The sequence below is a fragment of the uncultured Maribacter sp. genome (genome assembly GCF_963975365.1).
In the GTDB taxonomy this organism is placed as follows: Bacteria; Bacteroidota; Bacteroidia; order Flavobacteriales; family Flavobacteriaceae; genus Maribacter.
In genome coordinates this window covers 321,080-335,944 of record NZ_CAXBGF010000003.1, presented here as the reverse complement: position 1 = coordinate 335,944, position 14,865 = coordinate 321,080, and the positions used below count along the sequence as shown (strand labels likewise).

At 36.2% G+C, this 14,865-nt stretch carries 10 protein-coding genes; 8 read left to right on the top strand and 2 right to left on the bottom strand.

What is annotated here, in order from left to right; translation table 11 throughout:
• Positions 1-245 precede the first annotated feature (245 nt).
• Both AACZ49_RS06240 and AACZ49_RS06235 read left to right on the top strand, forming a co-directional pair.
• Positions 246-1,526: a serine hydrolase gene (locus tag AACZ49_RS06240; protein ID WP_339652715.1), complete on the top strand. Its 1,281-nt coding sequence runs from the start codon at positions 246-248 to the stop codon at positions 1,524-1,526.
• 161 nt (positions 1,527-1,687) lie between these two features.
• Positions 1,688-2,248, top strand: coding sequence for a hypothetical protein (locus AACZ49_RS06235; RefSeq protein ID WP_339652713.1), 561 nt, complete (start codon positions 1,688-1,690; stop codon positions 2,246-2,248).
• Between the two features lie 117 nt (positions 2,249-2,365).
• On the opposite strand, the gene AACZ49_RS06230 is transcribed toward AACZ49_RS06235, so the two are convergent.
• Positions 2,366-3,934, bottom strand: coding sequence for an IS1182 family transposase (locus tag AACZ49_RS06230; RefSeq protein WP_339652712.1), 1,569 nt, complete (start codon positions 3,932-3,934; stop codon positions 2,366-2,368).
• 240 nt (positions 3,935-4,174) lie between these two features.
• On the opposite strand from AACZ49_RS06230, the gene AACZ49_RS06225 reads away from it, so the two are divergent.
• From AACZ49_RS06225 to AACZ49_RS06215, 3 genes are all read left to right on the top strand, one after another.
• Positions 4,175-5,851 (top strand): hypothetical protein, encoded by a 1,677-nt coding sequence (locus AACZ49_RS06225; RefSeq protein ID WP_339652711.1) that lies wholly within the window; start codon positions 4,175-4,177, stop codon positions 5,849-5,851.
• A 1-nt stretch (position 5,852) separates the two neighbouring features.
• A complete protein-coding gene (locus tag AACZ49_RS06220) occupies positions 5,853-6,488 on the top strand; it encodes an SCO family protein (RefSeq protein ID WP_339652709.1) in 636 nt (211 codons plus the stop codon).
• A 799-nt stretch (positions 6,489-7,287) separates the two neighbouring features.
• Positions 7,288-8,922: a WG repeat-containing protein gene (locus AACZ49_RS06215; RefSeq protein WP_339652707.1), complete on the top strand. Its 1,635-nt coding sequence runs from the start codon at positions 7,288-7,290 to the stop codon at positions 8,920-8,922.
• A gap of 804 nt (positions 8,923-9,726) precedes the next feature.
• Here the strand turns inward: AACZ49_RS06215 and AACZ49_RS06210 are convergent.
• On the bottom strand, positions 9,727-12,315 hold the full coding sequence (locus AACZ49_RS06210) for a hypothetical protein (protein WP_339652705.1): 2,589 nt from the start codon (positions 12,313-12,315) through the stop codon (positions 9,727-9,729).
• Positions 12,316-12,961: 646 nt separating this feature from the next.
• Here AACZ49_RS06210 and AACZ49_RS06205 point away from each other — a divergent pair.
• From AACZ49_RS06205 to AACZ49_RS06195, 3 genes are all read left to right on the top strand, one after another.
• Positions 12,962-14,170 carry a site-specific integrase gene (locus tag AACZ49_RS06205; protein ID WP_339652703.1) on the top strand — a complete coding sequence of 403 codons (1,209 nt, stop codon included), beginning with the start codon at positions 12,962-12,964 and terminating at the stop codon, positions 14,168-14,170.
• Positions 14,171-14,284: 114 nt separating this feature from the next.
• Positions 14,285-14,554 (top strand): helix-turn-helix domain-containing protein, encoded by a 270-nt coding sequence (locus AACZ49_RS06200; protein WP_339652701.1) that lies wholly within the window; start codon positions 14,285-14,287, stop codon positions 14,552-14,554.
• A 6-nt stretch (positions 14,555-14,560) separates the two neighbouring features.
• Positions 14,561-14,857: a hypothetical protein gene (locus AACZ49_RS06195; protein WP_339652699.1), complete on the top strand. Its 297-nt coding sequence runs from the start codon at positions 14,561-14,563 to the stop codon at positions 14,855-14,857.
• The last annotated feature ends 8 nt before the right edge of the window (positions 14,858-14,865 follow it).

Here is a 14,865-nt window from a genome sequence, read left to right as displayed (position 1 = left end):
GAACTTTAAAGATACTCGACTTGCTGCTTTTTCATCGATGCTAAACGTAATGCGGACTTTAGGGCAAAACCGAGAGGTCTATGTATATTTATAAAGTCGCTAAATCTTATGGATTTAGCTTTGGAACGAAAAAGAAAAAGCAAAACAATAAGCTTTAGCTTCGTGCTAAGACGGAAACGAAAAGTTTCTTTACCACCCGCACTACGCTTAGCTAAACCGTTGTGGTTAATTAAAAAATTAATAAAATGAGAATAGCGCTATTGGTTCTTCTGGCAATTCTGTTACCTTATTTGGGTTATGCGCAAGATTTCAACGGCTACACGTTGGATGAAATACAAGCCATTCATGCTGATTTTGATACTAATCAGCAATCGAATAAGGGAGGAGATTTTACTCGCTATATTAATACACACATGTCTGAATTCTGGCCTCATCAGGTCGTTAGCCGATCAGGCGCTATTCGACAACTGGACTATCATTTAAGGGAGGATGTCAAGGTATTCATCACTAAAACCATAGAAGGAGAAATTCTACTTGAAGAATATGTAAAGAGTCCGTTAGTAGATGGCATGATCATTTTGCATAAAGGCAAAATAGTGTTTGAAGAATACCCTCACATGAAGGACTACAACAAGCATCATAGTTTTTCAGTAACCAAACCGTATGTTTCTACTATCATTGGCTTGCTGGAGATGGAGGGCAAAATAGACGTCAATAAGCCTGTGTCAGCTTATTTAACAGAACTGGAAGGTACTGACTGGGGTGCTGTTCCCATTATTGATGTTTTGGATATGACGTCAGGAATGGGGATTGATGATAATCTTTTTGCAAAAATATTTTTAAATGAGAATGGCTGGATAGGCAACGATAAATCTAAAGGTGGGCCATCTGGCCAACTCGCACCCATGAAAAAGACAGGACCGTCAGGACAGATTTATGAATACTTCTCTCTGAACACCGAAGTTCTGGGCTGGATCATCGAGCGAATTACTAATAAAACAGCCGTTCAACTGATTGAAAAAAGGATATGGCAGAAAATGGGCGCAGAGTCTGATGCACTGATGTTTTTACCAAATTCCAACGACCGTATGTATATGGGAGGCCTCAGCGCCACCTTACGCGATCATACCCGTTTTGGCTTATTGTTTACTCCATCGGGCAGAACTCCTCCTTATGATTTTATACCTGATGCTTACATTAAGAAAATACAGCGAGGTGGTAGGCCTGAGATAATAGAGAAAACCGGCCCAATTGATCTGTTCATCTATGATGATCCAATAACTGCAGAGCATTTAGTTGATGGTGAGCCGCCAAGACATTCCACTTATCAATGGGATGTGGTTATGGATGATGGTGACTTTTTCAAAGAAGGAGGTGGTGGACAGGGACTGTACGTTTCGCCAGGTCGTGATTTGGTTATCGCGTATTTTGGTACCCGAGGCTTTGATAGTGAGGGTAACCTTTTACTCAACAACCTGCATCAGATAGCCCGACAACTCGCAAAATCTGGATTATTCGATGATTAACTAACCACAACATTGTATAAGAGCAATAGCGGGTGAAGTGGTAAAATCAAAGTCAGTGCTATTAATAAACTTTTGTGGTGGCGGCCAGGTAATCGCCTTTAAATCCGCTACTTCTCTTATACTTGACCGTTGTGCGTAAGCCGAGAAAAACATATAGCCCAATGAAATTTTTCATCATTTTCACTCTTTTTCTGCTCTCCAATACTTTAATGGGACAAAATTTCCATACCGAATTTGAATATGATAATGGAATTAATAAAGGCATTACAATTCAGAATAGTTATCCAAAAGGCGGACAAAGATTTACAACAACCAACGGAAAAGAATTTGTTTATGTAACATTTTGGACTTGTATTACAAACAAATCTTCTTCTAATTTGGAATTAGAAGTGGATTTTTCAGCTAATTCATTTGTAATACCTTCAGAGCCTAACATAAACTTCAATTTGTTTATACCAAATAGCGAAATGACTCTTGAGAAAGAAAAATTACCGAATTATGGATTGGATATAATAAGTTTCCTTGACGAAAATATAAATAAGCCATCTAAATTGAAAACAGTAATTGAACCAAACAGCTCTTATCTGTTGTATTCGGTTGTAATCTCTGACGAAGGTGTAAACGGAACAATAAGAGCAGGATTCGAATTACAGCAAGATGAACTTATTTATAAACTTAATAATTATGAAATTAACTGTGGAAAAATTGTAATTAAAAATTAATGCACGGATCCTGTAGCGGAAAGGCCTACGCACAACAACGGTAACCGTGGCACAAGCCACTAATCAGCAAAAAACGAATGATTTTAAGCCTCTTCAAGAGGCTTTTTTCTTTCCGGATCAGTATTGAAAAGTCAATTTTTGATGCCTTATCAAAGCTAAAAACGGGTCTCGAACAACACTTTTCACAAAGACCCTAAAAGCAAGCTGCCCCGCCCCACTTTTGGAACGTTTTTCGATGAATTTTAGGTATTTCTTGAGATTATAGGCAATTGCCGAGAGGTGCATCACCTTGTCGGCCTGATTGATCCCGATGGTATTTATCTTTCGAAGTCCCATGAACTGGGTCAGGGTACCGAATACAGGCTCTACCGTGCTCTGTCGCTTGCCCTTCATGTACCTACCCTCTTTGCTGTTCACACGCTCGATATTACGCTCGTATTCTTCGCGATAATAAGTGACCGAGAACTGTTTCTCGTTCACCTTGCCCAAACAAGTTTCTTTAAGCGCACAGCCCTTACAGATCTTGCTCGATGCCCGATAGGACTTCTTCCTGGTCTTGGTGCGGCTGTCCAGGAACACTTTCCTGAACGGGATCACCTTGCCCTGTGGGCAGAGATAATGGTCGTGTTCTTCTATATACGCGAAACCATCGGGGCCGCCCTTGTAAGTGCCATGGGGCGGGATGAAACTTTTCAGTCCCCTTTCCTCCAGAAAGGCATAGTTCTCCCCGCTACTGTAACCGGTATCGGCCACGCAGTTTTCGAAGACCAGACCTTGTTGCCATAAGCGTCTTTGTAAACGCGCTACAATATCTTGAAGCTGCTGGTTGTCCTTTCCATCCGCATGGTAAGCCTTGATATCCGTTATTACATGATGGGCCGTATCCACACATAACTGACTTAGGTAATTCAGCTTTCTGGCCTTGCCAGGCTTTACGCTGATACGCGCATCGGGATCCGTGGGACTATAATGGGTCTTGTTACTGGTGTACTTCGAACCCTTGTTGCCCGCGCCCGGGCGTTGGTCCTGGTCCTTGGCCCACTTCTTGTTCCGGCCCTTTATCGCATCCAGTTCTTTTTCGCTCGCCGTAACACTGCGTTGGCCTTTGTCCGACTTGTCGTTCTTGGATCTACGGTGCGGTCCTTCCTTGTCCATAGCACTGAGCGCACGTACCTTGCGCAAATGTTCGTCAAGGTCCTCTTCCGGCACCTTAAGCTCCAAGGTGTCCATACTTGCGTTCGCTTTCACGGGCGCACTGTCAATGGCCTGGGTATGGCCGCCGACCATTCCTTTTTCAATACAAAGCTTCAATACCTTGGTAAAGACCTTTTCAAATATAGACTCGGGGAAAAGTTGGCGTGTTCGGCTTATCGTACTATGCCAGCGCAGTGGCTCATCGATATCGTAACCGATAAAGTAAAGGATGTCCAATCGCATCGAACAATGGTCGATAAGTTTACGGTCGCTAATGATGTTCTCCAAGTACCCCACCAAGCACAACTTGAAGAACACCACGGGGTCGATGCTCTTTTGGCCGCTATCGCCGTAATGACCCTTGGTCAAGGGGTACAGGAAGTCTAGATCCAATACCTCTTTCAAACGCCTGTAAAAATTGTGCTGGGGAACACGGTCGCTCAATTGAAAATGGGCGAACAGCTTTTCTTGATAATCCTTCTTGCCTTGCATACCTAAAGTTACGATCGATCATTGGATCGGCAATGATCGTCAACGACTTTTTTCCCTAACTTGTGCAACAGGCACAATGTATAAAAATAATAGCCAAAATAGCAGTAAAACAAAGGGTTGTAGCCCGCTTCAACTTTATTGTAACTTGATAGGAAAGTACAACGCAGTCAGCTACTATTCTTATACTTAGCGTTGTACCCAATAGCGGGATTTCGAACATCAAATTAAAAAATAGAGATTATGAAATATTTAAAAGACATATTAATCCTTGTTAGTTTAATTTTATCCTTAACTGCTTGTAAAAAAGAAAAACCAAAACCCAATTTAACAAGTTTAGACCTTTTAAGAGGTGAATTACTATTATGTGGTAATGGAGAATTTGGAGAGGTAAATTTTTCAGAAGCATGTAGTTATGAAACAAGAGAAACCTTTAACCTTGCAATTTCATTGCTACATTCCTTTGAATATATTGAATCAGAAAAAGCCTTTGTAAAAGTTATAGATAAAGACCCAGAATGCGCTATGGCATATTGGGGTGTAGCTATGAGTATTTATCATGGATTGTGGGCACCACCAGAGCAATCAGTTTTAGAAAAAGGCACAAAACTTCTTGCTGTTGCTGAAAAATTGCCTAAAACTAAAAAAGCAGAACAATATATAGAAGCTATTGGCGCGTTCTACAAAAATTGGGAGACCGTTGACAATCAAACTAGAAAAGAAGCCTATGCACAAAAAATGCAAGATATGTACCAAGAAAATGAAGATGATACAGAAGTTGCCATTTTTTATGCTTTAGCACTTCGAGCTTCTGCTCTACCTTCGGATAAAGCCTATTCTAAACAACGTGAAGCTGGAAAAATATTAGAAGATTTGTTTAAAAAACAACCCAATCACCCAGGAATAGCGCATTATATTATCCATTCTTATGATTATCCTGAATTAGCAGAACTAGGATTAAGCACTGCCAGACGTTATGCAGATATAGCACCTAATTCTGCACATGCACAACATATGCCATCGCATATATTTACGCGTTTAGGGTTATGGAATGAATCTATAGAAACAAATCTTAATTCAGCAGAATCTGCAATTTGCTATGCAGAAAGTATTGCTCCAGGAGCGCATTGGGATGAAGAAATACACGCCATGGGTTATTTGGTTTACGCCTATTTACAAACAGGAAATAATAAACTTGCTTACGAACAATACAACTACCTAAAAACGTTTAAAGAAATATTTCCGCCAAATTTTAAAATCGCATATACTGCCGCAGCTATTCCTACACGTTTAGCTGTTGAAAATAAAAATTGGGAGGAAGCTACCAATATTGAGTTCCCACAAGAATTAGAGATAAACTGGGATAAATTCCCTTGGCAAGCCTCATTGCTACATTTTGGAAAAGCCTTGGGATACATTCACATTAATAATTTAGAATCTGTTCAAAATGAACTTAACATATTAAATTCTTTTGAACAGGAATTAATAACACTAAAAGACACTTATAAATCAGACCAAGTTGCTATTCAAATTAAAACCATTGAAGCGTGGATGCAATTAAAAAAAGGTAATGATGATGAAGCTTTATCTCTTATGACTACTGCTGCCGATATGGAAAGTGAAACAACAAAACATCCTGTAACGCCAGGTGAAATTTTACCAGCAGATGAACTTTTAGCGGATATGCTTTTAACCTTAAATAAACCACAAAAAGCTTTAACTGCTTATGAATTAAATTTAGAGAGACGTCCAAACAGATTCAACGGTATTTATGGTGCAGCAATTGCAGCGAAACAATCTGGTGACATGGAAAAAGCAACGCTGTATTTTGAAAGGTTACTTAAACAAACCGAAAACGTAGTAAGCGATAGACCAGAAATTAAAGAAGCAAAAGATTTTCTTAAGCTGAATAGTATTTAATATGAGATTCAATCTATCACATTCAATCTTTATAGTCTTCTTAATTTGTGGTGTATTCTCTTGTAATCAAACAAAGGAATTACCAGTTTATAATCCATCAGATTTTAATCCAGAATTGGTAGATGTAAGTTTACATAATAAAAATAAAAATCATACCGTTGCAGATTTTGAATTGCTAAATCAAAATGGAGAAACGATTACTCAAGACCATTATAAAGATAAAATTTATGTGGTCGATTTCTTTTTCACAAGTTGCCCAACCATTTGCCCAATAATGACAACTAATATGGCTGAACTTCAAAATGAATTTTTAAAAAATGAAGACATTATGTTTTTGTCATTATCTGTAACACCAACAATTGATAGTATTCCTGTGTTACGAAAATATGCAACCGAAAAAGGAGTGATAGACTCTAAATGGAATGTAACTACTGGAAATAAAAAGCACATTTACGAATTAGCCAGAAAAAGTTACTTTGCTGTTGTAGAGCAAGGCGATGGTGGACTGCAAGATTTTATTCATACCCCTAATTTTATACTCGTGGATAAGAAAAAACAAATACGCGGAATTTATGATGGAACAAATAATAAAGAAATTGAACGATTAGTAAATGACCTGTATATTTTGACAAACTAATTATTACCAAATACTACTGGGTACAACAAAGCCTCCTATGAAAAGCCCTAGTCCAATTATCTAAAGTTAGTTAATATTTTCTTTTTGCCTTAAACCACCTTTTTTTTCTTTAATATAACTTGCTCCGCATCCTATATGTGATCCATCTCGAAGAGGTCACCAACATCTGTATGATTATAAGCTATAATAGACCCGGCCACTTGCAATATCTTTAGGCCCAAAAAACAATTGTTCTACCAACTATTTCTATTTTTGATATTAAAATAGAACAAAAGGACACATCAAAAAAGTTACCTTTTCGGTTACCAAACTTAGTTATTGTTTGTAACTGTTTGATTTTTAAATAAATAGAGGAAAAGGATTCTACCTGCCACCCCGACTTTTAATATTTTAATCCTAATAATCAATTGATTATCAGGGTTTTGTTTTTTTTGGACTTTACGCTAAAACAGTTCAAAACAATACAAATTTCATATCGAACGTGTCCTATTACATGTCCTTTTTTAATGCTATCCTACTGAAAGTTCTATGCATAACGGGCTTTAATATTTCAGTTTCGGGGAACTAGGATTTGAACTAAAAAAGTAAAATCCATATAGATATGGACTAATAAATGCCTTTTACTTGTCCTATAGATAGGGAGTATTGTATACGCTGTAATTATTATCTTTGCCTACTTAAAAAATAATGGTTTTTAAATTTTGTTAGGATATTTAACCCATCTTCACAAGAATACTCGTATTTTCAAAGAATTCATTTTTTTAGAATTGTCCCAACCTAAAAAGTCTTTTTAATAGTTATGAAACGTAAACTACCTGTATGTCTTCTTTTCCTAATGTTTTTATCTTTAGGATGTTCAAACGATACTTTTTTTAATGATGTTGCCATACCTGCTAAACAAAGCAAAAGTGGAGATTACGGTTTGGTAAATCTTAACGGAAAATTGGTGGTAGACTTTGAAATTGATGAAAGACCATCAATAATGATAGAAAATAGAGCCCACTTTAAAGAGAATGGGGTTTTAAAATTTGTTGATGAAAAAGGCAAGTATTATACTACCGATTTCTTGAAAGCATTACATTTTAAAGATGGGATAGCTCTTGTTCGTTTAGCTGATGGTAGATTAGCGTTAATTGATACGGATTTAAAAATTAAAAAAATCCTTGTCGGAATTGAGCAAGCAGGTTATGTTGCAGACGGTCTTATAAAGTTTAAGGATACCAACGGCCTTTGGGGATATTTAGATCCTTTAGGCAATGAAATTATTACACCCAAGTATACTAAAGTATTTTCTTTTTCAGAAGGCCATGCTACCGTTGGCTTGAAGGATAGTGAAACAAATTCTATGCTATATGGCGTTATAAATAAAACAGGTACGTTTGTTATCAACCTTACAGATAAATATGATTTAATTGGCCGTTTTTCTGGTGGACTTGCATCTTTTGAAGAGGATAATGAATTAGGATTTTTGAATACCAACGCAGAAAAAGTGATAAGGAGCACGGAATGGGAAAAGGTTTTTCCTTTTCATAATGGGTATTCAACTGTTCAAGGCTCAGATAATGAGTTTGGGTTAATTAATCCAAAGGGAGAAATGATCATAAACACACGAGAAAAATTTCCCATATGTCTTTATAATGACCTTTATCTATATGTTGATGCTTCTAACAAAAAAGGGGGGTTTATGGATAAGGACAGAACGCTTATGGCACGTGCAGAATTTGATGAATTGCTACCTTTTTTTGCAGACGGTGCATGGGCAAAAGATGGGGGCAGATGGTATTATGTGGATAATAAAGGGAAGAGTATTAGTAAAAGAGAGATTCCTGAAATTAAACTACTATACCACGAAGAATTTTTAAAGAATATTATTTTTAACAATATTCCTTTTGATATTGAAGAAACCCTACAAAGTGAATTTGTTAATATAGGTGCTTTTTGTAATGAGTTTTTAAACGCGTCAAAAGAGGTATTATTACTGAATTCTGTTAGTGCTACGAATAACTTAATAGATATTCAAAATCTAGTAAACGATTATAAAGAAGACTCAAAAAAAGAATTGTTTTTAACAGATAAATTAAATCAAAACTATAAACGTTTAGATACCTATTCCATAGTTGATTCCAGGTTGGTTTTTGATAAAAATTTACATTTTTCAATACGCTTAGATTTTAATAAACCATTTTATGATAAAACAGAAAATGGACTTACTCCAAACCCAAATGCCAATCTTAATAAGTTGCGTTTGGCAATATACTTAAACAATAAAGCAACAGGCCGTGGAGAAGAGATGGTAACCTTTATTAAAAATCACTTAGAAAAAATAGGATATATTTTTCAAGAGGAAACCCAAACGTATACTAATAAAGGAATAAATATAAAGCTATCTCGAAATTACAATACTATAAATATTGGTTTAGTCCCAAATTCTTAAAAAGTATAAATTTTAATTCTAAAAAAATTCAAGAATTTGGCAATCATTGTTATCATTAAAATGGCAATAAAAAATTGCGCTGTGTAAGCTTTAGCTGAGTTCAACCCATAAGTGCAACACATTTGTATTTTAGTTCTTATATTGGTCTATTGTAATTAAATTTTCTAATAGGTCTGTAATTTAGTAGTCTTTCTACTTCTTTTATTCTTTTGGTAGACACAACCCTAAGGTCTTTTTTATTAGGAATAAACTTTCTGATAACGCCTATTCTGTTTTCTGCGGCTCCCTTGTCCAGAGAGGGAGATAGTCTTGTAAAGTAAGTTTTAGTGTCCAGGTCTTTGACCAGTTTATGAAGGTAGGCGAACTCCTTACCGTTATCAAAGTGAAGACATACCGTTTTTTGTACAGTCTAGTTTAACGGGAGGAGGTCAGTGGCTACCAGTTTTATTGCGATTTTTTGAAAGTAGCGTAGGATAAGGTGTAACCTGGCTGGAGCGTAATTGAGGTTTTTTTATATATGGCCCATCATTTGTAGACAAGACAGTTTAAAGCTTAAGTACCCTAATCCGTAATTGAATATTTCCAGTATTTGGTATTGTGCTTAAAATATTTGTGTTGTATCATATCTTTTCTGTTCAGTTTCAAGTTTATACCCATACAAACCAATTTGTAATGGTTACCGTTGCTATGTGCTATAACTTTAAAAAATATTTTTAAGATCAAGATCGTGTTGTGGTAGTTTACCCTGGCTTCTGGATATACTAAAATAAATAGTTGTTTTTATGATGAAATTTGCTCATACATTCAAGGGGACGGGTTTCCTGTAATGATAATCGAGTACCTAAAGAACTTATCATTTTTTTCACAGTCCCCAAGCGTATCGAAATAATTTGCTAGCGGTAAAATGTAATCGATACCCACTTCTTTTAAGCGCTCAATGTCCTTGTTGAACTTACTTTCGCTTTTGTAAAAGGTGTGGGCGAAATAAGAAGGATTGTCATCGATAGAATTTTTTTTCGGGTACTTTATAAACGTATTGGCATTGATTCCCCAATCAGAATTTACCGAACTGTAGATGACCATACGATCAAAATTTAAATTCAATCGGGTGTATACTTCCTTGACTTTATTGGTATAAGTATTGTTACTGCAAGGGAAACCAATGCTTGCGTATACGACTTGATTCAAGGGGGTGTTGGATGAGTGCTTGATATTATGAACAAATGCCTCTTGATACAATACCTTTATGTTTTTGATGGTATATGCCGCAGACCCGCCGTAATTTGGAAGATGTTTGGTATTGAACGCCTTGATTTCTTGATATTGACGTATGTAATTTGAAAATTCAAACAATTTTATCAAATCTTTGGAACCAAATGCGGGTTGATAAAGCCTCATCAGAGAAAACCTATTGGCGGTGTTTCCATGAAAAACCCTTTGAAAATCGGAATTGGTGCCCTCATATTGTGCACGATGGGGCAAATTGTCCAAAAATAACGAAGTGCTAGGAAAGCCATATATGGAATCACTTGTGATTTTTATAACTATTTTATCTCTGTCCGAGCTTGTAATAGGGTATCTGGTCAACAAGTTAAAAAACAGGTTTTTAAATAATTCCAATTTGGAATCCCATTCGCTCACATCAGCTATCCAATTTTGGCTTAGTTCAATGAGCTTCTCATATTTGCCCAACCATTCGAGGAAATCCTCTTCGTTAAGTAAATAGACTGCATCAAAATTATAATTATCAGGGCTGTTGTTTTTTTTGGGGGCAATTAAATCATCTGAGGAGAAGGTTTGTGAAAGGAAGTCCCTTTTGCTCCTATTTAGTTCGCGGTATTTTTCATTGCCATTGAAGTCTTCGAGCGATAGGTGAGATTCATATAGTTTGCTCAAGGTTTTTTGAAGGGGGGCAAGCCGTTCTTTCTTGTTGGAATTGTAACGTTTAAATTGTTCGTCAAGGTGCTCAAAATATGGGACGAGGTCATCAATAGAAAATTTGGTGTAGGTTGTTTCGTTTGCCTCTTTTTTCTTTAATGAAACCAGCTCCTTGAATAGAGTATCAATGCTTTTATGCGATGTTTTTACATAAAACGAATTCAGGAATATTTTGTGGTCGTCCCGTAATGTTTGAACCAAGTTTATAAACTCTGATGGTGTTTGTGGCGCCAAGTTTTTATAGGGCCTTAAGGTTTCGTCCATATAGGACTCACTGATACGGGCACGCTCCCAATAGGAACCTTGGTAATCATATTTTTTTTGGAGAATATCCTTGCTTTTTGGTTCGGGTATGTCTGGAAAAAAACGAAATGAGGGATCGAACATCACCGAAGGGTTTGTCAGTAGTTTTTTGATGAGCTGTGCAAAAAAATCATTGAGCAGGTAGTGTTCAAAATTGAAATCAATTTCAAGGATTCCTTGTTTGTTTGTGTTTAGATTGGAAGGGTAAAAAATTACCGGATTATCGTAAACTACGCCTTCCGCGTTCCCATAATCATCTTTGAAGGGATTCTGTTGTAAAAAATAACCATCCCTGTTAGTCATTGTCTTTTTAAGGGTTTGTTTTTCAGGGGAGTAATTATAATTGTTTTTTGTTATCAGTGTTAAATTGGTTAAATTGATATGATTGTTCTTATGGAAAATATGAAATATTTCACCCTTGTTCTCAACTAATTCATTTCGGTATTTCCAACTTTTGGTGGTACTGTATAGACTGTCCACTATGTTATTTTGTTCATCCAGGGTTTTGAACCCTTTTAAAATGCCCTCCGAAAACAATAACTCGGTCTTTACAATGGGCAGGAAAGCAAGGTTTCTGGAATATTCATAGGTATTGTATTCCAGTACTTGGTTACCTTTCAAAAAGCCATCTTCAAAAAGTAGTTGAGCCTGCTGAACAAGCTCAATTTGGTTACCTTTTTTTTTAGAAAAATATCTTTCAACATTTGTAAGGATGTAGAGAGGGACTTCGGAGTATTGTTCGTTTTGTTCAAATTGACCGATATAATGGTTGGAATTGACCTTCCACTTGATGGCCTGACCGTTGACTTTTCCATCAATTAAGGTAATTCGATATAGGTTGTTGTTACGGTCAAAACTAAACAAGCAATCATCGCAATTTAGGTTTCCTTTTTTAAAGTTTCCTTTGTTATAGGGATCGAAAAAATCTCCATGGAGTTTGCCGCTTAAAGTGTCGAAGGGAATGCTTGCCACGGTTCTGCCATTTTCATTCAAAAAGGAAACGTTCATGGTTTTTAACGAGTTGGATTTGTATCGTACTACTTTTGCATTTCCGTTTTCGAAACGCTCAAGTGTTTCCTTTAATTTGTCTTGGGCAAACAAGCTAGAAAGGGTAAGGAACGATAGCATCGTGAAAATATAAGATTTGGCCATAGTGTTGTTGATCGTGATTAGTGTGGTTGGAAGTTATTGGTCATTTATGGTATTGAACTTAGAACTCCTTTTGCAAATTACAATTATTTATCTATCCTTCATGATTGAATGTATAAGTGAGCTCTAATGAAAACAAATGGGGTCAAAGTACCAGACTATAATACTCCCCAGATTTAGGACAGTAAGTTAAGTTGTAATTTAACCCTGTTGACCTCCTCCCATTTTACAGGATAGTTATTCATGGCAAATTTATATTTAACTTAAATATTATAAACCCGACGGTTTTCGATTTGTAACGTTCAGTTTAACAGTGTTTTATATGATTTATTTAGCAACCGCATACGCTACCGCATACGCTACCGTATACGGTGAGCTTCAAAAAAAAATCCGTTGATACTGAATGTAAATCATTCAATTTCAACGGATTAGTTGTAGCGAGAGGGGGGCACGATCCCCCGACCTCCGGGTTATGAACCCTGAGACCTTTGTGTCGATATGGTCTTAAATGGTTTAATAATCAACTGTTTATGACATATTTGTAATTTTATTTCTTTTCTAAAATTCATAAAAATCCACTTAAAAACATTAAATGTTTTACCTATGTTTTACCTAAAATTTGTATCTTTAAGCTGTGAAATAAGGGGTTATGGCTACTATACAATCTTTTTTGATGAAGAAACCGAATAGCGCAGGGCTTTTTCCTATCGCTATTCGAATTACCAAAGATAGAAGATCGTCCTATCTATTTACGGGACAATATATTGAAATCAAATTTTGGGATGACAAATACAAACGTGTCAAAAAATCTCATCCCAATTCAAAACGTCTTAACAATTTAGTAGCAAAGAAAATCGCGGAAGCAAATGATAGATTAATTGATAGCGAAAATCAAGCTACTTCTCAATCTGCGAAAAAAATAAAGAAAAAGATTATTGGAAAAACAAAAATGGGCTTTTTTGAGGCTAGTGAACTGTTTTTGTCTAATCTCCTAAAGCGGAAAAAATTCAATCAGCATTACAATCAAGAAAAAAGATTGGACATTTTCAAAACATTTTTAGGAAGCAAAAAACTTTCTTTTACAGATTTGGATGTTACCCTGTTAAAAGATTTCAAGGCACATCTTTTGTACGAAAGAAAGGTAGCTGAAAGAACGGCTATTAATTACCTTTTGCTTATTCGCACCATTTACAATTTTGCACGGAAAGAATACCATGTGGATGATAGAAACTACCCATTTGGTAAAGGCAAAATTCGAATTAAGTTTCCAGAAAGTGAAAAGATTGGATTGAATAGGGAAGAGGTCCAATTACTTGAAACGGCGGAAGAATTAACACCTGCCCAAAAACATGCGGTCAATACTTGGCTAATGAGTTTCTATTATGCAGGTATTCGAGTAGCAGATGTACTTCAGCTAAAATGGTCCGATTTCATAGATAATCGACTTTATTACCGAATGGGAAAGAATAAAAAACTTGTTTCGTTGGCAAATCCCGAAAAAGTCGAAAAGATATTGGATTACTATGCGGCTAAGAGGAAAAAGAAAGATGATTTAATCTTTCATTACTTAGAGGGAACAAATCTAAAAGATGAAAAACGCTTGGCTACTCGCATTAAGACCATAAATAGAAATCTAAACAGGCGATTAGAAATTGTGGCCGAAAAGGTAGGCATTGAAAAGAAACTAAGCATGCACATCGCTAGGCACAGCTTCGGCAACATTTCAGGGGATAAAATCCCTATTCAAATGCTTCAAAAACTTTATCGCCATTCTTCGATTACAACAACAGTGAATTACCAATCGAATTTTATGCACAAGGAAACGGACGACGCTTTGGAGAAAGTGGTAAACTTCTAATATGAATTTCATCCATTAAAAATGGTGTTCTGGCGATTTAGATAGAATAGAAAGTGAATAAAACACTATCTTATTGACTTTAAGAAAATTCTAAAGAATTCACACAATTAAACAATGCAAGTCGTTTGTCTACAAGAAGAAGCTTTTTACGCCTTGTTCGATAAGGTAGTTGAGCATATAGAATCCAAACGGAAAGATATGCCCCCCAAATGGGTCGATGGGGAAGAGGCAATGTCCTTGTTGAACATAAAATCGACTACAACTCTGCAAAAATTGAGAGACGAAGGAAAAATCAGGTTTTCCCAGCCCCAAAAGAAAATCATTCTCTACGACCGTGATTCAATCAATGAATATATAGAAAAGTATGTACGCGAAACTTTTTAATTAATTATGGAAGAAAATCTAAAAGTTGACAAGGATTATAAAGAGGCTTTCAATCTTGGATATGAATTGGCTAAAGAGTTGAATTTGACTACGCCAATGTTCAAAGATATAAGTTTGGGTAACGAGCGTATTAATGCTATGCAAGTAGGCATGGAGCAATATAGCAATGAAGTTACTCAAGAGCAGCATAAAGAAAATATCCAACAAATAGAATTAAATAAAAAGACGTCCGATATTCGAAACACGGATTCAAAGAAGGTTGACCATAAAGATCTGGGTAAAGGATTGGACTTCTCCAGTTAATCAATTGG